The sequence below is a fragment of the Streptomyces sp. NPDC048462 genome (genome assembly GCF_043200175.1).
GTDB lineage: Bacteria > Actinomycetota > Actinomycetes > Streptomycetales > Streptomycetaceae > Streptomyces.
Genome location: NZ_JBICXG010000004.1, coordinates 198,344 through 225,329 on the forward strand (window position 1 = coordinate 198,344; position 26,986 = coordinate 225,329).

16 protein-coding genes and 3 pseudogenes are annotated in these 26,986 nt (G+C 70.0%); 10 read left to right on the plus strand and 9 right to left on the minus strand.

Annotated features, from left to right (window positions below; all coding sequences use genetic code 11):
- Nucleotides 1-90: 90 nt before the first annotated feature.
- The 3 genes from ACGFU6_RS09405 to ACGFU6_RS09415 form a co-directional block, all read right to left on the minus strand.
- Entirely contained in the window at nucleotides 91-1,989 is a 1,899-nt protein-coding gene (locus ACGFU6_RS09405; protein ID WP_393609309.1) for a DNA/RNA helicase domain-containing protein, read from the minus strand.
- Nucleotides 1,990-2,159: 170 nt separating this feature from the next.
- Complete coding sequence (locus ACGFU6_RS09410; protein ID WP_393609310.1) at nucleotides 2,160-2,384, minus strand: hypothetical protein; 225 nt, start codon at nucleotides 2,382-2,384, stop codon at nucleotides 2,160-2,162.
- Nucleotides 2,381-2,641, minus strand: coding sequence for a hypothetical protein (locus tag ACGFU6_RS09415; RefSeq protein ID WP_393609312.1), 261 nt, complete (start codon nucleotides 2,639-2,641; stop codon nucleotides 2,381-2,383). The genes ACGFU6_RS09410 and ACGFU6_RS09415 overlap by 4 nt, the downstream gene beginning before the upstream one ends.
- Before the next feature lie 199 nt (nucleotides 2,642-2,840).
- Here ACGFU6_RS09415 and ACGFU6_RS09420 point away from each other — a divergent pair, with 199 nt between their 5' ends.
- Nucleotides 2,841-3,683: a helix-turn-helix domain-containing protein gene (locus ACGFU6_RS09420; RefSeq protein ID WP_393609313.1), complete on the plus strand. Its 843-nt coding sequence runs from the start codon at nucleotides 2,841-2,843 to the stop codon at nucleotides 3,681-3,683.
- On the plus strand, nucleotides 3,665-3,874 hold the full coding sequence (locus tag ACGFU6_RS09425; RefSeq protein ID WP_393609315.1) for a DUF397 domain-containing protein: 210 nt from the start codon (nucleotides 3,665-3,667) through the stop codon (nucleotides 3,872-3,874). The genes ACGFU6_RS09420 and ACGFU6_RS09425 overlap by 19 nt, the downstream gene beginning before the upstream one ends.
- 62 nt (nucleotides 3,875-3,936) lie before the next feature.
- On the opposite strand, the gene pglX is transcribed toward ACGFU6_RS09425, so the two are convergent.
- The 3 genes from pglX to ACGFU6_RS09440 all read right to left on the minus strand — a co-directional run bounded on the left by pglX (nucleotide 3,937) and on the right by ACGFU6_RS09440 (nucleotide 12,778).
- Nucleotides 3,937-7,572: a BREX-2 system adenine-specific DNA-methyltransferase PglX gene (gene pglX, locus ACGFU6_RS09430; RefSeq protein ID WP_393609317.1), complete on the minus strand. Its 3,636-nt coding sequence runs from the start codon at nucleotides 7,570-7,572 to the stop codon at nucleotides 3,937-3,939.
- Nucleotides 7,569-12,251, minus strand: a complete 4,683-nt coding sequence (gene pglW / locus ACGFU6_RS09435; protein WP_393609319.1) for a BREX system serine/threonine kinase PglW — start codon at nucleotides 12,249-12,251, stop codon at nucleotides 7,569-7,571. Before pglW ends, pglX begins: the two co-directional genes overlap by 4 nt.
- Nucleotides 12,252-12,622: 371 nt before the next feature.
- Entirely contained in the window at nucleotides 12,623-12,778 is a 156-nt protein-coding gene (locus ACGFU6_RS09440; RefSeq protein WP_393609320.1) for a hypothetical protein, read from the minus strand.
- Nucleotides 12,779-12,851: 73 nt separating this feature from the next.
- Between ACGFU6_RS09440 and ACGFU6_RS09445 the strand changes: the two genes are divergently transcribed.
- Complete coding sequence (locus tag ACGFU6_RS09445; RefSeq protein ID WP_393609322.1) at nucleotides 12,852-13,898, plus strand: beta family protein; 1,047 nt, start codon at nucleotides 12,852-12,854, stop codon at nucleotides 13,896-13,898.
- A gap of 36 nt (nucleotides 13,899-13,934) precedes the next feature.
- On the opposite strand, the pseudogene ACGFU6_RS09450 reads toward ACGFU6_RS09445, so the two are convergent.
- A pseudogene (locus ACGFU6_RS09450) lies at nucleotides 13,935-15,116 on the minus strand (DEAD/DEAH box helicase); the annotation flags it as partial.
- 44 nt (nucleotides 15,117-15,160) lie between these two features.
- Between ACGFU6_RS09450 and ACGFU6_RS09455 the strand changes: the two are divergent.
- On the plus strand, nucleotides 15,161-15,673 hold the full coding sequence (locus ACGFU6_RS09455; RefSeq protein WP_393609324.1) for a hypothetical protein: 513 nt from the start codon (nucleotides 15,161-15,163) through the stop codon (nucleotides 15,671-15,673).
- A gap of 92 nt (nucleotides 15,674-15,765) precedes the next feature.
- Here ACGFU6_RS09455 and ACGFU6_RS09460 read toward each other — a convergent pair whose 3' ends face one another.
- On the minus strand, nucleotides 15,766-16,251 hold the full coding sequence (locus ACGFU6_RS09460) for a DUF6193 family natural product biosynthesis protein (RefSeq protein WP_393609326.1): 486 nt from the start codon (nucleotides 16,249-16,251) through the stop codon (nucleotides 15,766-15,768).
- Here ACGFU6_RS09460 and ACGFU6_RS09465 point away from each other — a divergent pair.
- Together ACGFU6_RS09465 and ACGFU6_RS09470 are read left to right on the plus strand one after the other, a co-directional pair.
- Nucleotides 16,201-16,558, plus strand: a pseudogene (locus tag ACGFU6_RS09465) (NmrA family transcriptional regulator); the annotation flags it as partial. The gene ACGFU6_RS09460 and the pseudogene ACGFU6_RS09465 overlap by 51 nt on opposite strands.
- Before the next feature lie 625 nt (nucleotides 16,559-17,183).
- Complete coding sequence (locus ACGFU6_RS09470; protein ID WP_393609751.1) at nucleotides 17,184-17,903, plus strand: hypothetical protein; 720 nt, start codon at nucleotides 17,184-17,186, stop codon at nucleotides 17,901-17,903.
- A gap of 69 nt (nucleotides 17,904-17,972) precedes the next feature.
- Here ACGFU6_RS09470 and ACGFU6_RS09475 read toward each other — a convergent pair.
- Nucleotides 17,973-18,467 (minus strand): annotated as a pseudogene (locus tag ACGFU6_RS09475) (serine/threonine-protein kinase); the annotation flags it as partial.
- Between the two features lie 267 nt (nucleotides 18,468-18,734).
- Between ACGFU6_RS09475 and ACGFU6_RS09480 the strand changes: the two are divergent.
- Genes ACGFU6_RS09480 through ACGFU6_RS09495 form a run of 4 tightly spaced genes read left to right on the plus strand, consistent with a single transcriptional unit; the run spans nucleotide 18,735 to nucleotide 26,936 of the window.
- A complete protein-coding gene (locus ACGFU6_RS09480; protein ID WP_393609327.1) occupies nucleotides 18,735-20,345 on the plus strand; it encodes a TIGR02677 family protein in 1,611 nt (536 codons plus the stop codon).
- Entirely contained in the window at nucleotides 20,342-21,574 is a 1,233-nt protein-coding gene (locus ACGFU6_RS09485; protein ID WP_393609329.1) for a TIGR02678 family protein, read from the plus strand. The genes ACGFU6_RS09480 and ACGFU6_RS09485 overlap by 4 nt, the downstream gene beginning before the upstream one ends.
- Complete coding sequence (locus ACGFU6_RS09490) at nucleotides 21,571-25,686, plus strand: TIGR02680 family protein (protein WP_393609330.1); 4,116 nt, start codon at nucleotides 21,571-21,573, stop codon at nucleotides 25,684-25,686. Before ACGFU6_RS09485 ends, ACGFU6_RS09490 begins: the two co-directional genes overlap by 4 nt.
- Complete coding sequence (locus ACGFU6_RS09495) at nucleotides 25,677-26,936, plus strand: TIGR02679 family protein (RefSeq protein WP_393609331.1); 1,260 nt, start codon at nucleotides 25,677-25,679, stop codon at nucleotides 26,934-26,936. The genes ACGFU6_RS09490 and ACGFU6_RS09495 overlap by 10 nt, the downstream gene beginning before the upstream one ends.
- Nucleotides 26,937-26,986 lie beyond the last annotated feature (50 nt).

The following is a 26,986-nucleotide window of genomic DNA, read 5'->3' on the forward strand; positions in this document are numbered from 1 at the left end:
ACGATCTCACTCTCCGGCGGGACTGGTGTTCTGGCTCACGATCGTATGGCGTCGGTCTGACATCGGATGACCCTTTTCAGACACCGGACGTCACACCATGGCGGCTTCCGCATCGACGCCCGAGGCCGGGTGAACGAGGGCGCGCAGTTTGTCCCGCGTCTCAGGATCGGTCGAGTAGATGACCGTGCCGACCATGCCCCGAGTGAGCAGCACCTTGTAGGTGTTGCGGATGAGCCTGTCGACGTGGGCGTCCGGGGTCGCCTTGGTGAAGGACGGATCCTTCGACGCGCTCCGGTTCACCACCCAGCGGTCCGTGCGCCACACCAGGTCGGGTCCGATGATCACGCCCGACCAGTCGTACTCGAAACCCTGCGCCGTGTAGACGCAGCCGACCTGGCCGAAACCGGCCGGATCGGTGGCCCACAGGGGAGCCGGCGGCGCCCCGAGCACCGACCGGTCGCCGTACAGGTTCCACGGCCGCGCCCACTCACCGATGACGACATCGGCGGGCAGCGACGGCAAGTCGGGGGTGACCTTCGTCGTCCACTTCCAGCAGTAGCCGGCCGACATGCGCGCGCTGTAGCCGTCCTCCTTACGGCGTGCGACGAGGAAGTCCTCGAGCTCCTGGGGACCGTCGGCAGTCAGCAGCCGTACCTTGCCGTCCGGCTCCCAGAGGGCCGGGTCGCCGCCCTCCAGGCCGAGAAGGTCGGCGACCCACTTCACGTACGCGTCGCTGCCGCCGCAGCGGAACTGACCGCCCAGCTCCACGACAGCGCAGTCCACCCCCTGCTCGGCGGCGGCCCGCTCGATCTCCTCCTTGGTCCCCATCTCGCCGGGCCGCACCACCTGGTGCTGGTCGAGCAGGAACACCGGCACCCTGGCCGCGTCGATCAGCTCCGCCACCTGCGGGCGGTCGGTGCGCAGCGCGGCCTTGGTGTAGCGGTTGGCGGAGGTCAGCCGAAGCCGGTGCGCCTCGTCGCAGATCAGGACGTCGAGGTCGTTCGGCTCGGCCTCCATGAAGCTGTTGAAGTACTTGAACAGCCGCTGCACTTCGGGCTTCCGGGCCCCGGCGACCTTGCGCATCGTCTTGGTGAACGACTGCGAACCGGTCGCGTGCAGGGCGGTCTCCCCGCGCCGGTACAGCTCTCCGAGGAGCGACAGAGCGATCACGCTCTTCCCGGATCCGGGCCCCCCGGTCACCACGATCACCTGCTTGTGGTTGGACCGCTTGGCCTTGCGCACGGCGGACAGCACCATCTCGTACGCGAGCCGCTGCTCCGCGACGAGCACGAACTGCTCCCTGTCGCGGATCTCCGCCGCCGCGACAGCCATCAGCTGCTTCGACGGCCGCACCTTGCCCTGGAGCAGCGCATCGGCCGCCTCAGCGCCGGGCTTCGGGGCGAGCCGAGAGCGCAGGAAGTCGAGGAATGCGCCGCGCTGCTCCCCGGTGTACATCCGGCCCTGCTGGTCCTCCGTGACTTCTCGCAGCCCGGCGATCCTGGACTCGGTCGCGTTGTGGAGGAACGCCACTCCGGCAAGGGACTTCGGCATCCGCTCCAGTGCCCCGTTGAACGACAGCAGATACTCGCAGTAGCCCCGGACCTGCTCGATGGGGTTGAGCACCGGCTGCGCGTACGCGTCGATGCGGCACAGCAGCGGCTCGTCCTCCTCCGGGTAGGCCGCGCTCCACTGCTTGAGTTCCACGACCACGTAGGACGGTTCGCCGGTCGTCGGATGCCCCCCGGCGATTATGGCGTCCGCGCGCTTGCTGGTCAGGGGCAAGGAGTACTCCAGCATCACCTCGACGTCACCGAGACCCGCTTCGACCAGCGCGTTGGTGAGGGCGGGGATGCTGCGCTCCCAGGACCGCACTTCGGAGGCTCCGGGGCGGCGGCCGTGCTGGTGGACGAAGTTCTCGATCAGATGCAGCGCCAGCGACCCTTCGAGGATGCGGGCGGCCACGGACGCCGCGGACTCACGGAACAGCAAGAAATGCCCCCAGGCAGCACGAAGTAGCTCGTGCGGGTGGGGGCATGTCCTCTGAATGTCCGCTGAAGCGGAGCGGAAGCCCGGCGGGCCGCGATGATCCTCGACATCCTAGGTCAGTGTGTGGATCACGTGGAGGGGGATTCCGGACTCCGCACGCCGTGTGCGGTGGCTCAGCGGCCCTGTCTGCTGCGTGCGTTGACCTCGGCGAGGAGTGCGCTCAGCAGCTCGTCCTGGCTCATGGGCCGCAGGTGACTCGGGTCCGCGTCCCATTCCCGCCCGCCGCCGAGTGGTCGGAGCCGGCAGTACGGTCCGTGGTGGGTCATGACACGTCCCACGCGGTCGCGGGAGGTGTCACGGACGGCCTCCCCGATGGCGGGGATCGCCTCGTCCTTCACCGGGCGATCCCGTTCATGATCACAGTGGCGAGTGCGTGGGCGACGGGCGCGGAGCAGACTCCGAGGTGGACGAGCGCGTACCGGGCCTCGCCCTCGCGGTCTTCGCCCCAGGGGGTACGGATGTCCATGGCGGGGAGCTGGACGCCCGCCTGGGTGAGGGCGGAGGCGAGTGCGTCGCGGGCGTCCAGGGCCTCCTTGATCTTGAGGGAGGTGGCGTCAGTGGTCGGGCTGCCGACCGGTCGCTGCTGCTTCGTCATGGGTGCTGTCTCCTCGTGGGCTTCCGTTGTTTCCCTGACCCGGTGACATGCGGTGAATTACTCTGCGTAGTCCGGGTATTACGAGGATGCGTCCGGATGTCGGTGCCTACGCCGTGGAATGGGGATGGGCTCCCCGCAGCACGGCGGTGGTTCCACACCTTCCACACCCGCCCGCGCGAACGCCTCGGAGGGGAGCGCCATGCCGCAGCGTCGAGTGATCAGTGGCCGAAGCCAGGAGCCACGCCAACGGTTCGCGGAGGAGCTGCGGATACTCCGGACGGGCAGCGGGACGAGCCTGCGGCAGCTTGGTGACCGGCTGGGCTGGGACTGGTCGTTGTTCGGGAAGATGGAGAAGGGCGAGACGCTCGGTAGCCCGGAGGTCGTCCAGGCACTCGACACGCATTACGGGACGCCGGGGTTGTTGCTGGCGCTGTGGGAGCTTGCGGCGGGGGACAAGTCGCAGTTCCGGGAGCGGTACCGGCGGTACATGGCGCTGGAGGCGGAGGCGGTGAGTCTGTGGCACTTCGCGGTGAGTGTGCTGCCGGGGTTGTTGCAGACGCGCGGCTATGCGCGCGAGTTGTTGGCTGCGGGTGGGTTCAGCGGGGACGACCTGACGCGGCAGGTGGACGCGCGGATGGGGCGCCAAGACCTACTTGAGGGGGAGGGCGCACCGCCGTTCCGGACGATCCTGTCGGAGGCGGCCTTGCGGACGGCACTGCGGGATGCGGCGGAATGGCGGGAGCAGCTTGAGTACTTGGCCAAGGTTGCCGAACGGCCGAATCTGACCCTTCAAGTGCTGCCGCAGGGCGCGGGGTTGCATGGCTTGTCGAGCACGGACGTCTGGTTCCTGCGGCTGACGGACGGCCGTACCGTTGCATACACGGAGCATGGATATGGAGGCGAGCTCTTCGAGGGAAACCTCGCGGTGGAGCGCATGCAACGTGCGTACGATGCGATGCGTGACCTGGCGCTTTCTCCGGCCGAGTCGCAGAAATTCGTCCTGTGCATGTTGGAGGAACTGCCGTGCGATCCATCGACCTGAGCGCCGCAGCCTGGCGCAAGAGCAGCCACAGCAACCAGGACGGTGGTGCGTGTGTCGAGGTCTCTGACGACTTCGCCTCCGTTGTCCCGGTGCGGGACAGTAAGAACCCTCTCGGTCCGGCGCTCGTGTTCCAGGCTGGTGGGTGGTCTTCATTTGTCGAGGCGGTCAGGGACGGGCGCCTGAGCGTCTGAACGGACAGCAACGGCCCCCGCGATCGGTCCAGATCGTGGGGGCCGTCGGCGTACTCGGGGGGCTACTTCTTCGTCGTACGACGTCCTCGGGTGGCGGCAGCCGGGCGCCAGGCGCGCAAGTCGTCGTCCGTGAGGCCGTGCCTGCCCTGTTCCATCTGCCGGTCGCCCTCGAAGAACTTGGCCGGGGTCGGGGCGAAGACCGGGTCGGACTCGTTGTGCCACTGGTCCAGCCACGGCTGGAGTTCCAGCAGCCCCGCCAGGAAGGGCGTGACCTCTTCGTCGGTCAGCGCCTCATGGGTGGCAATGTACGTGTCGAGCGCGTACGCCTGCTCCCGGTGATCCCAGCCGGCCCAGCCATACAGGTCGGGCGTGGCCGCGTTGGTCTGTCCGTACGAGATGAACCGCTCCTTGGGCACGTCCAGCTTGCCGCGCGCTCGCCAGAAGGAGGGGCGCAGGAAGTCGGCCGAGGTGTACTTCGGTGGTACGGGAATGGTGTCCCGGATCTTCCGCTTGGCCGGCTCGTCCTCGGCGGCGTCTTCCTGGCGCTGGAGGTCCCAGACGTGTTCCCAGTCGGCGCGCTTCTTCAGCCCGGCGGGCTTGTAGCGGAGGGCGGAGAGGAACGGTACGTGCTCGTCGGTCATCAGCTCGGCGACGACGGCGGGCAGTTCCTTGCGGGGCGCGTAGATCTTGGCAACGGAGACGAAGTCGTCGTCGCGGGAGAGGTTGTCCGTGAGCCGGGAGAGCGTGATGAGGGCGGGCATGCCGTTCTCGTCGAACCAGTGCGCCCGGTCCTCGATCCGGTCGAGCAGCCAGGCCCGAAGGGCCTTGTCCTGGAGGGCGTCCCATCCCTCGGTGGCCCAGCGTCGCTTGTACTCGGGCCGCTCGATCATGCCGATGGCACGGGACGACTCGATGGCATCAATCCGCTTCTGGACGATGGCGCGGTAAGCGGCAGGCCAGCGGGCGGGGATCTCGGTGATGGGCGTGGACCCGTGCCGCTTGAACCACTCGTCGCTGGCTTCACGTGCGGCAACGCGGCGGGCAAGCACGATCTCGAAGGCGCGCTCACCGAGGGCCAGTTCAGGGATGTCGGGCGAGTTGGGGTCCTCGGAGGCGCGCAGGTCCTCGGCGTGCAAGTTGTAGAGCGAGTACACCTGCCAGTCGAGTTCCTCCTGAAGAGCGACCATCCGGGCACGGGTGGAGCACCAGGTGGCACTGGCTCCATGGAGGCTCGTCGTCTTGGGGGTGGCTTCGGCTGCCACCGCGAAAGGGCTGGCATCAGCAAGCCCTTTCGCGAGCGTATCCAGAGCGGTGCCAAGAGGGGTGGGATACGCGGTAGGTAGGGGGAATTCCTCCAACTTGGTGCCGGTGAACTCGAATCGGTGCTCCCAAAACTCGTCGGAGATGCCGCCGCCGATTCCACCGTTGCCCTTGGACTGGCTCACTTGCTTGAGCCAGAACCCGGCAGTGGAGCTGTTGAGTAGCCCAAGCAGCCGCAGATGGTCCGCCTCACTTGCCTCCTTGCGGAGCTTGATCACTGGTGCGTGGCGGTTAAAGACGTTGCCACCTCGGTCGAGGCTAAAGTGGGGGTGTGTAGAAACTGATGCAAAAATGAGCGAAAGCGGTGTCTCGTAGCGGTTTGGTACCCAGCGATACCAAGTCCACCATGGCTTCCCTCGCTCCTCCTGGCTCTTCCCGTCGAAGTCCTTGGTCGAGCGAAGGCAACTACGTGCCGGCCAGAGAACGCGCGCCCATGATGCCTGCTCGTCGTATGGAAGTGGTTCGCGAGCGTCGTCGTAGGGAACCAAAGCGCTCTCGTAGGAGGCGGTTACCCAGTCGCGAACAACCTCCCCGGTAATGAAAGTCTTTGAGAGCGGGGCAGGTACGCGTTGACGTCGCAGAGCGTCAGCCGTGGAAATGAAGGCATCATCTTGACCAGGGAAGCTCGCGAACCCGATTTCGCGGGGCAACATGGAGGCGAGACTGGCGTCTGATCCAGATTGAATTGTCTCGTTCAATTCCAGACCACCGTCTGCCAACACCCAGGGCTGTTTTCCGAAGTATCGTGTGCGTCCCAAGTCGCCCACGGAAACCCACTGGCTAGCGGATCCTGGGTCATCAATCTGCTCGACGATTGCGCGCCAAACGTGTCCATTCTCGGGGTGCTCCGGCGCCGACGGCTCACCCTGGACGCTACGCACCGTTCGAATCGTTTCGGAGCGCCGATTCCCCCCGCGCCGCTTACCCACGAGGATGACAGTCGGTGTGCCATGCCCGGGAATGTAGGCCCCCGATGTGTCAATGACCTCGGTCAGCTCCACCTCATGGCCAAAGTACGCCTCGATGAGCCTTGTTCCGAACTCCCGCTTCATGAACGAGTTTGCCGTGATCTGGCCAACCAGTCCGTACCCACGTCCGCTCTCGGCCTCGCCCGCCTTGACCAGCTCGAAGAACCGCTGGGCGAACGGCACGGACAACGCGTACTTCCCTGTGCACGCTTCGTACAGCCCCCGATAGAGCTCGTTGAGCTTCTTGTCCTTCACCGTGATGTACGGCGGGTTTCCCACCACCACGTGATACCGCCCCGGCTCCAAAATCCCAGGGTGCTCGTGCACATCCTCCGTCTCGTACTTGAAGTCCGCGAGCTCGTCCGCGCCCTCTTCCTCCAAGTCGTCGAACAGATTCCCCTGCTTGTGCCGGTGCTTGATCAGCGAGTCGCCCACCGCCAGGTGAATCGGCCACTCATACGTCGCGGCCTCCCGCAGCGTCCGAACCCCACTCGCAGCCATCGCCGCCACCAGCAACCGGAACCGCGCAATAGCCACCGCGAACGGGTTCAGGTCCACCCCGTGCACCGAGTCCAACGCCGCCCGCACCCGCTCGTGCAGATCGCGCCCCGGCTGCCCGTCCCCCCACAGCCGCACCAGCCTCCGAAACGCCCCCAGCACGAAGTGCCCCGACCCACACGTCGGGTCGATCATCTTCAGGCCCTCGTAGCCGAACTCCCGTACCGCCGGGTCCATCGTCCGGTCGAGGATGAACTCCTCCACGAACTCCGGGGTCTGGAGCAGCGCGTACGTCTTCCGGGCCGCCTCGCTCAGGTCCTGGTACAGGTCACCCAGGAACCGGGTGTCCCAGCCCTCCGTACCGTCGCCGTCCTCCTCCAGCACATCCGTGAAGTCGTGGACGAGCACACCCGCATCGTCCCGCTCACGCCAGAAGTCGACCAACTCCCGTGCACCGTCGTGCGACAGCGGAATCTGGTACAACGGGTTGTGCCGCTGGTCGAACAGCAGCCGCCCCGCCTGTCCCGCACCCAGCTCCTCGAAGGCGTGCTCAAGCCAGCCCCGGTACGTCGGGTCCTCCGACGTCGACAGGTAGTCCTCGTACCGCGCCAGCGCCAGGTCCCGGCGGTCCGGCTCCGGAGCCGTCAGGTACGGCTCCGGGATCAGACCGTTGTCCTCGGTGAAGCGGACGAACACCGACCCCAGCACCCACGCCACCGCGACCTGCGTGACGCGCTCGTCCAGCCACGTGTTCCACGTCGCCGCCGTACGGCCCAGCTTCCGCGCCCGCTCGTACTCGCCCTTCAGTCGCGCGCCGACCTCCGCGACCGCCTTCACCTGCTTGCCGAGGTCCGTCTCAACCGCTTTGACCTGTTGCTTCAGGTCGTTCAACAGGGCTTTGCGGTCGATCACTTGTTGTCTCCCTCGGTTCCATCCAGCTGCACTGCACCTGACCGGTGGGCGTTCTTCACCCACGAGTCGGGAAGTTCGATCCATTCGCCCAGGCCGGCCTGGTACGCCACGGCCACGGACCCCAGCCGAGGCTCCCGCGCCGGGTCCGGCTGCGGTGCCAGCAGCCACAGCCCCCGCCCGCCCTGCCGCGCCGCCTCGCCCAGCCGGTCCAGGACACCCATCGCGTCGTACCGGGCGAACACGCCCGCCTCCGTCAGGAGGACCGGCCCCCTTCCCGCTTCCGGCTTCAGGAGCTCCCGCACGCGCGGCTCCACCGTGCCCCAGGCCGTCGTCGCGTACTCGGCGAACTTCAGCGCGCCCCGCGAGCCCGGTTCGGCGACATCCGCCTTCAGCAGGGTCTCCCAGGTCGGCTTGGTGGCCGGCGGGACGAGGGAGTGCATGGACTCCAGGAAGAGTTCGGTCACCGAGACCGGCTGGGCGCCGATCCGGGCGGCGGTGAGTTCCCGTACCGCGTCGACCGTACGGCCGTGGTGCACGGTCAGGACCCGGTAACCGTCCTGCCGCGCGGAGGAGATGAGTCGCTCGTCGGCGCGGACCGCGTCCGCGAGGAGTGGGTCGTCCGAATACCGGGTCACCGCGCCGGTGTCGGTGGTCTGGCGCCAGGCGCCGCTCGTCAGGTAGCTGGACGCGCTGTCCATCCGCGTGGGCAGGTAGCGCAGGGTCTTGGTGTCCTCGCGTGTGGACAGGGTGAGTTCGAAGCCGGCGTCGCGCAGGGCCTTGGTCAGGGGGCCGCCGGTCGGCAGCTCGTGGGCCGAGCCGCCCCGGCCGTCCGGGATGACGAGCTCCGGGAAGCGGGCTCGTACGAGCTCGTGGATGTCCTCACCCGTGAGGCCCGGCTGACGGGCCTCCGGCACGCCCGGGATCAGTCGGACCAGGCCGGCCTGGGTGAGCCGGAGGGCCCGTACCAGGGGCAGGTCGCGGGGGTAGATCTCCAGGCGCGGTGTGGCCGCCGCGTTCGCCGAGGCGGCGGCGGCCAGTTCGACGAGGCGCCGTTCGTCCCATTCCACCAGGCCGGGCGGCGGGGTGAGCGCGCCCATTTCGTTCAGGACCGTGGTCGCGGTCGGCAGGGTCCCCTGGCGGGTGAGCCGGTCGGCCGTCCTGCCCAGGCGCATCGCGTAGTCGAGCAGGCCCGGTGCCGTCGGGGTGTCCGGGGCGTCGCCGTCCCGGACGTCCAGGGCGAGCAGGCCCGCGGCAAGCGAGTCCTCCGTGGCCCTGCGGTTGGGATGGTGCTGGAACTCGGCCTCCTCCGGCTCGAGTTGCTCCACCTCCACCACGGCCCGTACCGCTGCCAGTGCCAGTGCGCGACGCTGTTCACGCTCGGAGAGCTGCGTACCGCGCCGCACGGCGAGGGCGTCGGCGATCTCGACGGCGGAGGCGACGCGGCCGAGCCCCGCGAGGAGGTCCATGATCTCCTCGCGCAGAGCCTTCACCGCCGGGAGCTTCTTCCAGCGCTTTCGCTCCTCCTTCAGCATCTGCGGGATACGTCCCGCCGACAGATGGAGGGCCTCCGCCACGTCCTTCTGTTTGGGCCAGACGCCGATGTCGGGCAGTTCGCCGCGCTCGTCGGGCAGCCGGAGAAGGAGCCGGACCATCTCGACCTTGTTGCTGTTGGAGCGGTTGTTGTTCAGCTCCGGCACGAAGATCGTGGCGAGGGTGTCCAGGCTGACCGAACGCAGTGCGTGCCCTGTCAGGCCGCCCGCGCCCTCGCTCGCGGCGAGTGCGCCGAGCACTGCCGACTCGGTCACAGTGAGCTGAGCGAGCTCTTCCTTGGCTTCGGCCCGGCCCTTCGGGGTCAGCGGGGAGAGGGGCGCCTCGCTCAGCAGCCTGCCCCACTGGCGCTGACGGCGCTGCACCTCGGTGCGGGTCTTGGTGCCGAGGCCGGGGGCGTTGAGGAGCTTGCTGCGGCTGTAGTCGAGGAGGCCGCCGACGGTGGTGATGCCAAGTCCGTACAGGAAGGACTCGGCGGCCGGGGTGAGGCCCGCGGACGACAGGTGCGTGTCCCGGGTGACCGCCGCGGCCAGCTTGTCGCGCTGCTGGTCGGCGGTGAGGGGTTCGGCATCCGCGATGACGGGCCCGCCGCCGGCCGGGGTCTGCTCGACGACCGGCTCGGGGTGGCGGGAGCGGTGGCTGGACGGCACCGTCTGGGAGGCGTCGAGGAAGATCTTCCGCCAGGCGTCCCGCATCGGCTTGAGCTCGGGGAAACGCTTGGACGCGTCCCGGTGCAGGGCTTTCTGGAAGAAGGCCACCAGGCCGTCCCGCACGGCGGGTTCGAAGGCGTCGGCGGCGACGGCCGCGTGCGGGACTTCCTTCTGGTCCGTCATCCGCGGCAGCACGGTACCGTCGCCCCACTTGGGCAGCTCGCCGGAGGCCATCTGGTGCAGAGTGACCGCGACGGCGTACCGCTCGGCGTGCGAGTCGTACGCGGTACGGGTCAGGGTGCCGATGAACGGGTCGAGATACCCCTCAGTACCGGCCTCGTACTCCTTCGCCGGGTAGCCCGCCAGCGAGAAGTCGATCAGGACCAGCTCGCGGGTGCGGTTGGGGCGGATGCGGATGGCGATGTTGTCCGGCTTGATGTCGCGGTGCCAGACGCTCTCGCCCTCCAGGAAGTCGACGGCGCCGAACAGGTAGTCGCCGTATGCCTCCAGCTGGTCCATCTGGAGCCGGCCCCGCTCGCGGAGCTGGCGTGCGACCGTCTCCTCGCGGCGACGGGGCCGGGTGCGGGTGCCGGTCTCGGCGGCCTCGGCAGCGTCGTCGGAGGCCTCGCGTTCGTCGCCGACGTACTCCAGGACAAGGACGGTGCGGCCGGCGATGCGCAGCGGCTCCGGCTCGACGAGCCGGATCACCCGGGAGTCCGGGCGCAGCCGGCCCATCACCTCGGCCTCTTGGACCAGCACGTTGCCGCGGCTGTCCGAGAGACCCACCTTGAGCACCGCCAGCGGGCGTGTCCTGCGCGCCTCCGCCTCCAGGTCGCGTACGAGGAACGCCCGGCTGGTGGACCCGGTGCCGAGACGGCGGCGGACTTCCCAGCGACTGCCGAGCACGTCACCCGCCACGGCCTCCAGCGGGTCCTTCTCGGGGGTCTCCACTTCAGCTTCGGCTTCGACAGGTGCGGACGTCGGCGCCGTCAGGCCGTCCTCGACCAGCTCCAGCATCTCCAGGAACTCGTCCACCGAGGACAGGCGCTGACCCGGCCGGTATGCGGTGGCCGCCTGCACCAGTTCGTCGATGTCCGGGGACATCCCGTCCACGAGGGAACTGGGACGCAGGCCCTCACCCGCCTCCAGGCGTGCGAGCAGCTCGGCCTGGCTCGCCGCCGGAGCCTTGCCCGTGACCAGCAGATAGGTGAGGACTCCGAGACCGTACACGTCCAGGTAGACGGGGTCGGCGCTGAGAGCGGTCAGCTCGGGGGCGAGATAGGGGTCGGAACCTTCGGACAGGTGCATCGCCGACAGGGCTGTGGGCGCGAAGCGGGTCATGCCCTGGCCTGTGCCACCACTCGAGCCGGAGCCGGAGCCGCGCTGCGTGGCGATCTGCCAGTCCGAGATCTCCAGGCGGGGGGTGAGCCAGGCGGCGTCCTCGCCGACGGCGTGCCCCTGGCGGCCGCGGTCCCGCGGGATGACATGAACGGAGCGGGCGGCCAGCGCCCGGTGGTGGATCCGGCTGGAGTGCGCGGACCGCATCGTCTCGGCGAGCTGGCGGACGAGTGCCATCCGGCCGAGGATGTCGAGCTTCTTGCCGTGCTGGAGCAGGTACTCGTCGAGGCGGAGGGTGTGCGGGTGGTAGTCGAAGATCAGAGCCGGCCCTGCGGAGTGCCCGGACGGGAAGTACTGCTTCAGCCCCACGACTCCGGGGTGGCGGAACCGCTGGAGTACCGCTGCCTCGCGACGGGCGGCGTTCTCCACCGAACGCCGGAGGGTGGCGTCCGAGCCGCGCTCGCTCAAGTAGACACGGACGCGGGCGATCTCCGGCAGTTCTGTGTGGCCGGCCCGGTAGTCGGCCCATGTCGGACCGGAATCGAAGGACTTCCGCTCGAGCTGGTAGGGGCCGACCTTGTATTCGGCTTCGCTGCGCCGGATGCCGATCCGGTCGAGTGCTGTCTTGATTTCGCGCGAGTCGATAGCCGTGATCCGGCGTCTTTCGTCGCGCGGCGGCTGCTGGAGCATGGCCACCAGCTCGGCGACGGTATGGACACCGTTCTGGTCGTGCGCCGGCAGCCGGACCCGCAGGCCGCCGTCGGTGAAGCAGACCGCCTCGCCCACCCACACCCGCCTGCCGTTCTGGCCGAGCAGCGTGGCCAGCTCCTTCGCCTTCTTGTTGACCAGGTGGAGGGGATTTCCGTGGGGACGACGATGACCGCCGGGGGTGGTCTGGATCCAGGTGCCGTTCTCGCTGGTCACGGAGCCGTGCCAGTCCTTCAGCTCGATCATGCATACGCCGCCGGGGGCGACGACGAGCAGATCGACCTCGCGGACGTGTCCGGTGTTCGCGGTGAAGGTGAAATTCGACCAGGCCCGCCAGGGGTCGGAGTCCGGCAGCTTCTCCCGGATGGCTTCCAGACCGCGGTGCTCATGGTCGAACTCGGACTCGGTGACCGTGGTCCACCGGCCTTCCCGCATGTGCTGTCCCCGCCCTTTGATTCCGTGCCGAGTGGGTGTCCGCTCCCGGGCACCCGTGCCGTTCCACCGCCGGCCCGACCAGGTCGCAGACCTCGTGAATCCTAACCGTGAGCGCTGACACCGGAGGTGTCCTCGATGAAGCCGCGGGGGCATGGGGATGATTACCGAAGGGTCGGCACTAAGTCCCGAACTGGCTATATCTGGGTAAATGGGACGTTATCTTTGCGCTCTGGCTGCGAGGCAGTCCGGGGGCGTCGGGGTCCCACTGGGCGCGGCTGGGTGACCGCGCCGCCCTCGAGCGTGGCGACCTGGTCACCTCTGGCGTCCTGGTCGCAGGCGCAGGTGGCGCATCCGATAGTGGCGGGGGAGATCTACCCGGCCGGGTGCCTGCTTGTGAGGGTGTTGGAGCCGGTCATGCGCCCCGCCCCGTCGTAGCCGAGGGTGGCGTCGGGCGTGCCATCCGAGTAGCCGATCTTGGTGAGCAGGCCGCTGGCGTAGTCCAGCCAGCCAGGCCGAAAAGGCGTCATTCCGTGAAATGCCGACGGGGTAGACCCTGAAGAAGGGGAGCCAGGGCACGGGCACAGCCAAGGGGGAGCCGTCATGTCCGGACCGTCGTACGTTCCCGTCCTGTCGGCGGCGCCGCATGCCATCGCGGCGTACCGGCAGTTGAGTCCGGGTGTTCAGGGATCGGTGGTGCCGCTCTGGAACCTTCCGCCGCGTCATGGGTCGGTTCGCGACGTACTCGTCGCACACACACGGCGCGAAGCGCATGCTGTGAGCAGAGTGCAGCGCCATCATCCGGCCTGGATCGATACCCCCTTCGCAGGGGAGGTCCAACTGCGGGTCTTCATGTCCGTGCTGGCCGACCTCGGTGAGCTGAGCGCACTGCGTCCGGTCACCGGGCCCGACCGTCCTGAGTTCCAGCAGACAGCCGCGCTGGAGGCTGCGCGGCGCAGCGGGAGCGGCGTCGGCATACGGGTGGCACTGCCGGGCGAGTGGGACGATCACGCAGCCCACGCTGTTCGCGCCCTGCTCGCCCGCCTGGACCCTGCCGACGAGGCGGATCTCCTCCTCGACCTGGGTGCGGTCCTGGGCGATCGCCCCGATGCAGGAAAGGAGGCACTGCGTGCGTTCGATGCGCTGATGCCCCTGACGCCCTGGAGGACCGCAGCCTTTCTGAGCGGTGGGTTCCCGTCCGTGACCGCGAAAATGCTGGAGGAAGGATTGCGGGCCGAACCTCGCACGGACTGGCTCGTCTGGCGTGAGCTGACCGCCGCCGCCCGCGGCTATGTCCCGTGGCTCAGCTTCGGCGACTACGGCATCCAATCCGCCCGGGTCATCGCACGCGAGCCGTCCGCGGGCGGGGGCGGCCCCGCCTGGGGCGTGCTTCGCTACACCACCGCCGAGTCGTTCGTCCTCGCCAAAGTACTTGCGCGAGGCGAGGACCGGACCGCCGTGAACCGGGCGGCGGCCCGCCAGCTGCTTGAACTGCCTGACTTCCGGGGCGCGGTGGCCGGTGCAGGCGAGAGCTGGCTGAGGGACTGCGCGTGCGGCTACGGAACTAAGGGCACCGGCAATGCCTCCGTCTGGCTTCGCGTCGGCAACGTCCAGCACATGACCTACGTCGTGCGGAGCCTGCGGGAATGACGGCGCCCCTCTGCCCCTGTTCGGCTACCCGACGCATCAGCTGAACAGTGGCTCCAACACTGCCTCGCCGGCCAGGATCCGCCATGCCGGGACCCGGACAGTCCGGGTTACCGGCCCGGCCTTCGCCCCGGCACCACCGGACGGAAGCCCGGTCAATAGATCGGCCCGTGCGTGGGTCAGCCGCAGGTGCCGGGCCGGATCCTGGTTGTTGCGGGGGCCAGGATCGATCAGCACAGCGGTGTTCGTGCCGTCCACGGTGAACAGCAGATCCACGGTCTGCCCACCGACGACGGCCGCACGTTCCAGATCGGTGATCCCGCGTTCCCCCAGGTACTCCTGGAGCCGGTCCGCGAGTTCTTCGCGCACGCCGGAGACCCTCTCCGCCCTGACCGCGGTGTCCTGGCCGGCGTACGCGTCCGTGCGCAGCACCGCCGACCGCTCGGCGAGCAATGCGGGCAGCCCTGCCTGTTCCTGCCAGAACGCGTGACTGCCCACGGTGATCAGCTGAGACTTCGCCCGGGTGACGGCAACGTTCCACAGATTGACCTGACTCGCCACCCAATGCGCCGTAAGCGGAGGGGTGTTGTCGGTTGCTACCGGGCTCAGGACCATGACATCGCGCTGCCCGCCCTGAAAGGCGTGCACGGTTCCCACCCTGACCCGCTCGTTGTCCGGCCAGAAGCGGGCGAGCGCTTCCTTCTGGGCCCGGAAAGGCGTGACAACACCGACCGTCGCATCCGGCGGAAGCCGCAGCAGTAGCTCGTCCACCGTCTCCCGCACCCGCCCCGCCTCCGCCGCGTTGCGCCATGACTGGCCGCTGCCACCCCGCGCCGACTCACCGTGGGGCACGTCCGCCCACCCCAGCACCGGTGCCGGGTCGTTCCTGCCGAACGGATCGGAAGCCGGTACCTGCCTGCGGACGTCAGTGAGGACCTGCAACTGTCCCGCGTAGCAGTAGCCGTTGACGATGTCCGCGATGGCTGGATGGCAGCGGTAGTGCTCGTCGAGCAGCAGCGCTGACTCACCGTGCTGTGCGGCCGCGTGGTACGACGCGTACACGTGGTAGGCGAGCCGGTGGTCCTCCAGCTGTGCGGCGCTGAGCCCGGCCCGCACCCGCGCCTGCCGTTCCTGCTGCGCCGTGATGCCGGGGATGTGTCCGAGCTGCATGGGGTCACCGATGATCAGTGCCCGCTTGGCTCGGAAGAGCAGGGGAAGGACGCGTTCGTCGCCGGTTCCGGTGCGGCGCCGGCCGACCCGTCTTCATGCAGCTGGGTCCGGTCGTCCCCCGGCCGCTGAAGGACAAGAGGCGCCCTGACATTCGGCGCTGGCTGGTTCCGGACGTGTTCCAGCACTGCGGAATCACCGACCCGGCGACGGCACGGACACACCCCGCCTGTACGACTCTGGTGACCCGGAACCGGTTCGGCCGTGCCGTGATGGGGCTCGTGAACGGCCTGGCCTACGGCGGTGTGCTCCAGGCCGGACCCGTCGTACGGAGCCCCAGGAGCCCTGAGGACCCGGAGATCGTCCTCATCGACACCGACGGGCTCCACGAACTCGCCCATGTCCATCTCACGGGCCCGAGCAAGGGCTGGTGGCCCGCGGGCCCCCTCATCTCCCGGGCCCTGATCGACCTGCACGGCGGGGACGGGGAGACCACGGGCGTCGTGACCCCGTACGGAGACCAGGCCGAGGCCACACTGGAGGCGCTTCGCGACATCGAACGGGACGGTGGTCCGAGCGCCGATGTCGGGTGGGGTTTTGCGGCGGGGTAACGATGCGCGGGCGTGTTCCGGTCCGGTCGGATGGAGGTTCCTACGCCGTACCGTCCGACCGGGGGATCACGCCCGCGCCATGCCATCGTCTCTCATCCCCGCCCCTCCGGTGGGGGCCACGGTCCCTCGAAGGCCGGCCCGCAGCCGTGGGGCAGGTGGGCCACCACCAACGCGGCCGCCTCATGCGGTGTGAGTGACTCGCCCAGGACGCGCGGCGACATGCCCAATGGCGCGTACACGGTGCACGATTGTGCGTCGCCCACGATGAACGGCAGGTCGTTGCTCCACGGGAACTGCGTGTTCCGGTGAAAGGTCAGCGCCCCATGGCTCGGAAACGGGAAAAGGACCCGCAGTCGAGGTTCGGTGTAGGCCGCCTCTATGACCGCGGGATTTCCCCGTCGTGCCGTGGGATGCCTCTCCACCAAGAGCCGCCAGGTCGTCTCGACACTCGTCTCCTCAGTCACTCCGCGATCATGACGCCGGGACTCGGCCAGGGCAACCCGCTCCACCCGGTGGCCCACCGTCCCCCGGTGGACATCGCCGCGGTCGTGGCGGCCTGCCTGCTGGAAGCCCGGCACGTCTGCGGCGTGTACGAGTTGACCGGCCCGCAGGTGATCACCCCGCGCCCGCAGGTGACGGCCATCGCCGCCGCGCTGGGCTCACCGGTGGGTTTCCACGGGCTCACCCGCGACGAGGCCAGGGCCGCCATGTCCCGGAGCATGCCGGCCGAACTCGCCGACGACGCCCTGGACATCCTCGGCTCCCCGAGCCCGGCAGAACCGCGCGTCAGCCCGGACGTCCAGCGGGTCCTCGGCCGCGCCCCGCGTCCCTTCGACGACTTGGGCCGCACGCAACGTCGCCGCGTTCCGCGGAGAGGCCGTCTGATGCAGCGGGACCGCCGCTCGTTGGCGTGGTGGACATCATCGGGCACCACACCGGCGAACCGGGGCTGAGGTTCCTCGGCTTCCAGGGCCGGCCCGTGCCCTCAACCGGGCGACGACGGCGGGCTGACCCGGCTCACCCACTGCCCGGACGGCGCCCAACCGGCGGTCCGGGCGGTGCTGGCTTACTTCGACCTGGCCGAGTCGCGACCCGGACGGCCGCGTCCGTGCGGCAACCCGGACTGCCGGCTGTGAGCCCTGAGGCCATGCGGGCCGGTCACGTCGACCGGCGCTGACGCCCCCACCGCAGATCGGCTTCGGAGGGCGGGAGCACCGGGGAACCCGGACGCGCCTGGTGAGCTGGGCCAGGTGGTTTCCGCTGCTGACCGCCCGGCAATCATCCTTCCAACCGTGCGGCGGAGGGGATGGCAGTGACTGAGATACTGAGCAACACTCCTGTGGCAAGAGGTAGTTGGACCAAAAGGCACATGAGGCAACCACCCTCCGCGAACACAGCCCGGCTGGCGCCGGAGGACACCTTGCCCGCGCCCTCGCCCGAACCTGGCGCCCACCAGGATTCCGAAGCTCGGCAGAAGGCCATAAACGGAGAGCGCAGCCCGCTTGTGGCGATGGCCCAGATCGTCGGTCGGAACCTCCTGGCCAACCGGCTGGAGAAGAAGCGGGTGGAGGCGCATCAGGCGGAGCCGCGCTGGAGCGTGCGGCGGGCTTCCGACACCGCCGAGCACTACCTGGACGAGGTGGCCCGGCACTGCGTCGGCTCGTGGAAGTTCGACGCTCGCAGCCAGGCCGAACTGGTCGGCGCGGTGCCGGACCTGGAAACTCCTCTTCGCCAGATGGTGGACGCCTGCGCCGCCATGCGGGAATCGGACCTGTTGTGGACCAGGCTGGAGGCTGGCCGGCTCATCGAACCGGCGCTGCTTTCCGCATATCGGATAGAAGCACTCGTCGCGTCCTCGTTCCGCATTTTTCCGGCACGGGCGGATCTCCCCTGGATGGGGATGAGAGTCACCTCGCAGCAGAGAGCACGGGGGCTGGAGCGTGCGGTCGCCGGCATCGGCGAGGCGATCGGATCCTGGCACACGTTCGCGTTCACCAATCCGGAGGCCATCGAATACAGCCGTCGGCTCGAAGCCCTCGCAGCCAACTTCGGGGCAGAGGCGCAGACTCAGGAACTGACCCTGCGGCGCGAGGAGTGCCTCACGCTCGCGACCGCCGCGAAGATCTCCAGGAACGAGGGACGAGAAGCCCTGCGTCGCCTGTCCGCCGCGCTGGACGCACTCGAGTCGACCCTCTACCGAGGCGTCCTCGGCGAGGAGCAGCCTGACTGAGGACCGGACTCGCATCGGCCGGCCAGTGGCTCTGTTCACAAGAACGCGTTCTCGTGAACAGAGCTCGGCGAAGACGGCGAGGCCGAAGTCGATGATCTTCGGACCGTTGGGGCCGAGCAGAATGTTCGCCGGTTTGAGGTCCCTGTGCAGCAGTCCTTGGCTGTGGACTCCGGCCAGCGCTTCGGCAAGGGTCGCTCCGAGCGAAGCGGCCGCCAGGGGCGACAGAACACCCCGGGTGTCGAGGAACCGACGCAGGTCTGGACCCTCCACGTACTCGGTCGCGAGCCACGGCTGCTCCGACTCCGTGTCGGCCTTCACGAACGAGGCGATGCGCGGTCCCCAGATCGTCTTGAGGACCTCGATCTCCTGGGCGAACCGCTGCCGCGTCTCCGAATCGACGACCGTGGGTTTGATCACCTTCACCGCGACGGCCTCACCGGCGGCGGACTCGCCGAGGTAGACCTGGCCCATGCCGCCGTGGCCGATCCGTCCCAGGAGCGTGAACCCGCCCAGCTCGGCCGGATCGTCCGGGCTCAGCGGCGTTGCGTTCACTCCGGTCCCCACCTCGAAGGTCTGCCGAAGGCCGTGCGATGGTCATGTGCGTACGGCCAGATGGTCGCGTGCGTACGGCCAAGGGTATCGGCGGTATCCGACATCAGGTCCGGTTCGGGGCAGGCCGCCCATGCCCTGGGCGGATACAGCCCGCAGGCGATCGAGGAACGCCCCTTCTCCGGCTTCGTCCTGCCCTCCCGAGCCGATCGGGACGGGATGAATCGGTCAGGTAATTCGGTCTCTTTCCGTGTTCGCCGCACTTCAGGGACAATGGCGGCGATGACTGTCACCGCCCCCAGAGCTTCCACCGGCCCGCCTCCCGAGCCGTCGGGCTTCGGCCCCTTCGCTCACCTCACCGTGCCGAACACCCCGCTCTACCGCCAGGTGATGCGGGCGTTCCTGAAGGCCAAGGAACGGTTCGCCGTCCACCTACGGCCCGAGGACGTGCACACCGCACTGCCGGCGGACATCCGTCCCGCCGAACTGGACGCCGTCGTCGGCGCGCTCGACAAGCTCGTCGGCTGGGGCAATCTGCGGGCGGATCCCGACACCGCCCGGGTGACCGCGGTCGAGGACTTCTACCGCAAGCGGTTCATCTACCAGCTCACGCGGGAGGGGGAGGCGGCCGAAGAGGCGCTGTCCGTCTATGACGAGGCGCTCGGGCGGCGCGGTGCCCTCCAGGCCGTGGCCCTGCACGACATCGTCACCCAGCTTCGCGCCCTTCTCGTCCTGGCTGCCGAGGAGGAGCCGGATCCGGCCAAAACGCATCTGGCGCTCGACGCGCTGGCCAGCCGGTTCGCCGCGCTCGCCGACAACGCCCGGGCCTTCATGGGGTCGCTCCAGCAGACCATCGACCTGCACGATGTCGAGGAGGCGGTCTTCCTCGCGTACAAAGACCGGCTCATCCAGTACCTGGAGCGGTTCATCCAGGATCTGATCACGCTGGGCGGGCGGATCGCGCGGCTGATCCTGGAGCTGGAAGAGGACGGGCGGGTGGAGCCCCTGCTCCGGGCAGCCGCCGGGCGGGAAGCCGTCGACGCCTCACCGGAAGAAGCCGCGAACGCGGAGCGGGAGATGTACGAGCGGTGGGGCGCCCGCTGGTCGGGGCTCGGCGCGTGGTTCATCAGCCGGGACGGGCGCGAGTCGCAGGCCAGGCTCCTGCGCGGCCGGGCACTCGGCGCGATTCCCCAGCTCCTCGCCGTCGTACGAGCGCTGAACGAGCGCCGGGCCGGCCGCTCCGACCGGTCGGCCGACTTCCGTACGCTGGCGCGCTGGTTTGCCGAGGCACCCGACGACGACGCCCGGCACCGGCTGTGGCGGGCCGCCTTCGGCCTCTATCCGGCCCGGCACCTCACCGTCGACGCCGACACCCTTGCCGCCCGAGCGGCGCGGCCCGTCCCGGCCGCCACCCCATGGGCCGGGGCCGAGCCCTTGCGTATCAGCCCACAGCTACGACGCACCGGCAGCTACGAGCGACGCGGCAAGCCCCGCAAGGTCGAGGACCGCGAGGAGCAGCGGCGCCTGCTCACCGAGACCGCCGCCGAGCAGTCCGCCGAAACGGCCGCCGCCCGCGCCAGGCTCGTCACCCATGGCGTCACGCGCCTGTCCGGTCTCGGCGAGCTCGACCCGGCCTCCTTCGGGCTGTTCCTCCAACTGCTCGGGGACGCCCTGGCCACATGGCGGCCCGGCATGCGGCACACCGCGACCACCAGCAACGACGGCTCCATGGAGATCAGACTCACCGCACTCGCCGACGGCACGACCGCCGAGATCCGCACCCCCGGTGGAGTCTTCAGCGGCCCGGACCACCTCATCGAGATCGTCGACCTGACGGACGGAGACGGTCCGATGGACGGAGACGTTCTGACGGATGGAACACCCCGACGATGACCACGCCACTTGCCGAGGTCCTGGACGGCCAGCACGCCGCCGAACTGCGCAAGGCGGCCCGCGCCCTGCTCAAGCGGCCACTTCTGCTCGCGCGCGGGCGGTACGCCGACGAGTTCCGCCTCGCCCGCCGGCACGCGTCGGAGCTACGGGAGTGGTTCGACCGCAACACCGGCTGGGCGCTCCAGTCGGACACCGAAGCCGCCCGGCTGCGCAAGAGTCCCGGTGTCCTCACCAACCCCACCCACCCCGCGCGGGACACGACCCGCGGTGCCACCCCCTTCACCCGACGCCGCTACGTCCTGCTCTGCCTCGCCCTCGCCGCCCTCGAACGCGGCGAGGCCCAGATCGCGCTGGGGCGCCTCGCCGACCGGATCGTCCTCGACGCCGCCGACCCCCGACTCGCCGCGACGGGGATCGAGTTCGCCCTGGAGCGCCGCGACGAGCGCCTCGATCTCGCAGCCGTCGTACGGCTGCTGCTCGACCTCGGCGTGCTGCGGCGGGTCGCGGGTGAGGAAGAGGCCTACGTCAGCGGGGCGGGCGACGTCCTGTACGACGTCGAACGCCGTGTCCTCGCCGGGCTCCTGGCCTCCCGCCGCGGCCCCTCCACCGTCCACGCCGAAGCCTTTCACGACCGGCTCGCCGAACTCGTCGCCGAAACCGCCCTGGACAGCGACGAGCTGCGCTTCCGCGCCATGCGCCGCTCGCTCACCCGCAGGCTCCTTGACGACCCGGTGCTCTACTACGACGACCTGAGCGACGCCGAACTCGGCTACCTCACCCGGCAGCGCGGCTTCCTCACCGCCCGGATCACCGACCTGACCGGACTGGTCGCCGAGGTGCGGGCCGAGGGGATCGCCATGGTCGACCCCGAAGACGACCTCACCGACCTCCGCATGCCCGAACAGGGCACCTACGGCCACATCACCCTGCTGCTCGCCGAGCACCTGGCCGCCGCCGACGGCCCCGTCGATCTCGGCGAGCTCGCCCTCCGAGTCCGCGAACTCGCCTCCCAGCACGGCGGATTCTGGTCGAAGTCCGCCCGGGAGCCAGGCATGGAGACCGAGCTCGTCGAACAGGCCGTCGCCCGGCTGGCCGCACTCGGCCTGATCTCCCGTACTCCGTACACGGTCGTGGTGCGACCCGCCCTCGCCCGGTACGCGGTCGGCGAGACCGTCATCCGCGAACCCGGCTCCGCCCCCGTGCCTCCGCAGCGAAAGGCCACCTCGTGACCCGCCTTCCCACCCCGCGGCGTTCCCGCTGGCAACCCCTGCGCATCGGGCTCGTCGACCTGTTCCACTACGACGTGGAGGAGTTCCGCTTCCGGGACGGGCGCCTGCTGCTGCGAGGCAACAACGGCACCGGTAAGTCCAAGGTGCTCGCCCTGACCCTGCCGTTCCTGCTCGACGGCGACCTCAGTCCGCGTCGTGTCGAACCCGACGGCGACCCGGGCAAGCGGATGGAGTGGAACCTGCTCCTCGGTGGCGAGCACCCGCACACCGAACGACTCGGCTACACCTGGATCGAATTCGGCAGGCTCGACGACGCGACCGGCGAGCAGCACGTCCGCACGCTGCTGTGCGGGCTCAAGGCCGTCAGCGGGCGGGGCATCGCCCGACACTGGTACGCCGTCACCCGCCAGCGCGTCGACCACGGCTCCACCGAACGCACGGAGGAGACCTTCCGGCTTCTCGACGCCACCGGTACGGCCCTGTCCAGGGACCGCCTCGCCGAGGCCGTCGCCGGGCACGGCACGGTGTACGACCAGGCCAAGGCGTACCGCAGGGCAGTCGACGAAGCACTCTTCGGCCTCGGAGAGCAGCGCTACGCCGCCTTGGTCGACCTGCTCATCCAACTGCGCCAGCCCCAGCTCTCCAAGCGGCCCAACGAAGCCGCTCTCTCCCGCGCCCTCACCGAGGCGCTGCCGCCCGTGGACCAGGCCGTCATCGCCGACGTGGCCGAGGCGTTCCGCTCCCTGGACGAGGAGAAGGACGAGCTGGCCGCCGCGTCCGCCGCCGAGCGAGCCGCCTCCGCCTTCCTGGAGCACTACCGGCGGTACGCCCGGATCGCCACCCGGCGCCGCGCCCGGCTCCCGCGCGCCGAGCACTCCCGATACGAGCGGGTGCAGCGAGATCTGGCCGAGGACCAGGAGCGCCGGACCCGCGCCGAGGAGCAGCGAGCGGCGGCCGAAGAGGAGATCAGCTCCCTGGCCGAGACCGGGGAACGTCTGCGGGCCCAGGAGGCAGCGCTGCGCGAGGCGCCCGAGATGCGCGACGCCCGAGAGCTGGAGCACGCCGCCCAGGCCGTGACGCGAACCGGGCAGGCGGCGAACCGGGCGCGGGAGGACCAGCAGCAGGCGGACGCCCTTCACACCAAGGCCCTCGGGCGGCTCGGCACCGCCGACAACCGGCTGCGTGCGGCGCGGGGCCGCGCTGCAGAGACCTGTGCCCACGTGCGGGAGCAGGCAGCCGCCGCGCACGTCGCCGTGCCGGCGGACGACCTGCTGCCCGAGCCCGAATCGCGGCGGGCCGTCGAGGAAGCCACGGACCGCGCCCGGCGGGCGCTCGGCCACATCGAGGGCCGCCTCGAAGGGTCCGAGCAGGCCGCCGCCGAGCACCGCCGGGCGTCGGGCCGTCTCGACGAGGCGGAGACCGACCTCGCGCTGGCTGCCGAGACGCACGGCGAGGCGGAGGAGAGCGCGGCGCGGGCGGGCCGGGCCCTCCTGGACGACGTACGCGAACGCGCCAACGCCTGGAAGGAGCTGTCCTACGCCGACGCGACGGGCCTCCTGGACGAACTCCAGGAGTGGACCCGCCACCTCGACGGCCCCTACCCGGCGCGGGTCTCGGCCACCCGGGCGCACACCGCCCGCTCGGTGGACCTCGCCGACCAGGCGGCCGAAGCCGCCCGCGAGACCACGGAGCTGGCAGAGCGCACCGCCGAGGCCCGCCGCGAGCTCGCCGCACTGGAAGCAGGCACCGGACGCGCACCCCAGCCCCCGGCGACGCGCACCCCCGGCCTGCGCGAAACGCTTCCGGGCGCGCCGCTCTGGCGCCTGGTCGACTTCCGTGACGAACTACCCGAAGCCGACCGTGCCGGGCTCGAAGCGGCGCTCGAAGCCTCCGGCCTCCTCGACGCCTGGGCGCTGCCCGACGGCTCCGCCCTCGCCGCGGACGGACACGATGTCCTTCTCTCCCCGTCGAACGGACCGGTGAGCGGCCCCTCGCTGGCAGACGTGCTGTGCCCGGCCGTGGACCACGGAGATGGGCAGGCCGCTGTCCTGGACGAGACGACGGTGACCCGACTGCTGGCCGGCATCGGCCTCGACGGCGGGGGAGGAGCCACGACATGGGCTGCACCCGACGGGCGCTTTCGGGTCGGTGCGCTCACCGGTACGTGGGCCAAGCCCGCGGCCACGTACATCGGCGAGGGCGCACGCGAAGCCGCCCGCAGGGCTCGCGTCGCGGCGCTCGGCGTCGAACTCGCCTCCCTGCGCGAGGAGTCGGAGAATCTCACGGCTCGGTCAGCGGCCATCGTGGCACGCCGGCGCACGCTCGACGCCGAGCTCGCCGACGTCCCCGACGAGTCGCCGCTCACCAGGGCACACGCGCTCGTGAGCGCCGCCGCCGAGACTGTACGCAAGGCCCGTGCCCGGTACGAGGGGCGTGCCACTGAGGTCGGTGAGGCGGCTGAGCTCGCCGAGCGGGCCGCCGCCGAGCTCGCCGAGGCCGCCACTGATCTGGGGCTGCCCGCCGACCGGGCCGGACTCACCGCCGTACGCCACGCCCTCGGCTCCCTGGCCACCGCGCTGGCGGCCCTGTGGCCCGCGCTGCGTGAACAGGCGGACGCCGCACGGCAGGTGGACGACGAGCGTGCCGAGGCGGCCGAGGTGCAGCAGCGGGTCGTCGACCTTGCCGAGCGGGCCGAAGAGGCGGCGCGCGAGGCGGCGGCGGCCGATGAGCGGCACCGGACTCTGCGTTCCACCGTCGGCGCCGCCGTCGCTGATCTCCAACGGCGCCTCGCCGAGACCACCGAGGCACAGCGGATCTGTGAGACCGGCCGGAAGAAGGCCGGGCAGCGTCACGCCCAGGCGGACCGGGAGGCGAGCCGGGCCGAGGGGCGGCTCGAGCAGCTGGAGAAGGACCTCGCCGAAGCCGTCGACGCACGTGCGCAGGCCATCGCCGCGCTCCAGCGCTTCACGGCCACCGGCCTGGTCGCGGTCGCGCTGCCCGAGGTCACCGTCCCCACCTCTGACGACGGCCACTGGGCCGCGACCCCGGCCATCGCGTTCGCCCGCGCCATCGACTCCGGCCTGTCGTCCGCCGACGACACGGACGCCGCCTGGGAACGCGTACAGCGCCGACTCAGCGAGGAACTCAAGACCCTGCAGGACACCCTGTCCCGGCACGGGCACAGCGCTTCCGCCCGCATGCTCGAGTACGGCATGGTCGTCGACATCGTCTACCAGGGCCGTGAGCGTGCCGTACCCGAACTCGCCGAAGCGCTCGCCACGGAAGTGGGCGAGCTCACCCGCATCCTTTCCGCTCACGAACGCGAGATCCTCGAGACCCACCTGATCACCGAAGTCGCCGGCACCCTCCAGGAACTCATCGGTGCCGCCGAGCGACAGGTGCGGGACATGAACACCGAACTGGAGGATCGCCCCACCTCCACCGGGATGAGACTCCGGCTGGTATGGCGGGCCTCGCGCAAGGCCCCGTCCGGACTGGCCCAAGCCCGCGAGAGGCTGCGCCAGTCCGCGGACGCCTGGACTTCGCAGGACCGCGCGGCGGTGGGCGAGTTCCTCCAGGCCCAGATCGCCCGCCAGCAGTCCGACGACGGCTCGGGCAGCCGGCTCGATCACCTCACCGCCGCGCTCGACTACCGCTCCTGGCACGAATTCGGTGTCGAACGCCACCAGCACGGGCGCTGGGTCCCGGCCACCGGCCCCGCCTCCGGCGGTGAACGCGTCCTTGCCGTGTCCGTACCGCTGTTCGCCGCCGCCTCCTCCCACTACGCCAGCGCGGGCAGCCCGCACGCGCCCCGCCTGGTCACCCTGGACGAGGCGTTCGCCGGCGTGGACGACGACTCCCGAGCCAAGTGCCTCGGTCTCCTGAGCGCTTTTGACCTCGATGTGGTCATGACCAGCGAACGGGAGTGGGCCTGCTACCCGCAGGTGCCCGGCATCGCCATCGCCCAACTGTCCCGGATCGACGAGGTGGCGGCTGTCCTCGTCACCCGGTGGGAATGGGACGGCACACGACGGCAGCGCCGCGAGGACCCCGTACGGCACGCGCTCCAGGACGCACCCGGCGTGGCGGAGCCCGAGCCGCTATGGAGCTGACCGCTGGGCCCGAGCCCGGCACCGAAGCAGTCGACAGCCCACGGCTCGCCAGGCTGCTCGGCACACCGGACCTCTCCTGGCTCGTCGAACGAGCACGCAGACGACTGGTGGCCGGGCAGCCCCTGACCGGTTCCGTGTCCCTGGCCGATCCCACTCCGGCCCAGCGAACGGCGGCCGAACGGCTTCTCGCCCGGGCCCCCGGTGGCGGCAGGTCCCTGACCGTACGGCTAGAGGCGGTCGACGCCGTACTGCGCCGTTCGGGCGCAAGCCCGAACGGCCTCGCCGCTGCGGTCGCTCTGCTCACCGGGCCTGTCACGTCGCTCGTCCAAGCCCGCCAGGAGGAGGAGGCCGCGTGGAAGCGGGCGCACGCCCCGCTCGATGAGCTCGTCGCTACGGTCCCCGCGTTCGCGGAGTGGGCGGCCCTTATACGAGCAGACGGCCTCGCGCGGCGCCTGGGCCGCACTCCAGATGTCACGTTCGGCCTGCTCACCGGCGTGTGCACCGCTCTGCGGGCACTCCCCGCCGCCCCGGTCGTCTCGCTACCTGCCTTCGCCGCCCGGGTCCTCGGCTGGGCTCACGCCCTTGACGACGGCACACCGCTGGCCACCCTCACTCTGTCCGGGGCCCGTGCGCTGACCGGTTTCCACGATGGTCAGGGCGCCGAATGGCGACGTGAGGCCTGGGCCGCGGTGGGGCTGTTGCGGGACGATCTGTCCTCGACCGTCCTGACCCTGAACCTGCGCGGCACCCCGGCCCTGGACCACCTGGCCGAAGACGGCGAACCCTGTGTGCTCACCCTTCGCCAGCTCACCCGCAGACCTCCTGCCGTCGCCGATCCCGTGGTGCGGATCTGCGAGAACCCGACCGTCCTCGCGGCTGCGGCCGACATGCTCGGCCCTGCCTGCCCGCCCATGGTCTGCCTCCAAGGCCAGCCTTCCGCGGCCGCCCTCACACTGCTCCGGGGGCTGCACGACCACGGAGCGACCCTCTATTACCACGGGGACTTCGACTGGGGAGGGCTCCGGATCGCCGGCGTCCTTCGCCGCCGCGTCCCCTGGCTGCCCTGGCGCTACACGGCCGCGGACTACCGCGCCGCCGTGCTCCGCTGTGCCCAACCTCCGTTGTCATCGCTCGTCAGCACCCCGACGGAGACCCCCTGGGAGCCCGAACTCGCTACGGCCGTCGCCGAACTCGGTGTTCGTCTCGAGGAGGAGAGGGAGCTGGAGCTGCTGTTGTCCGATCTCACGTGAGGATCGTGACCGTCCGGCTGGCCGAGCAGCAGGTCACCGCGTCGGGGCGT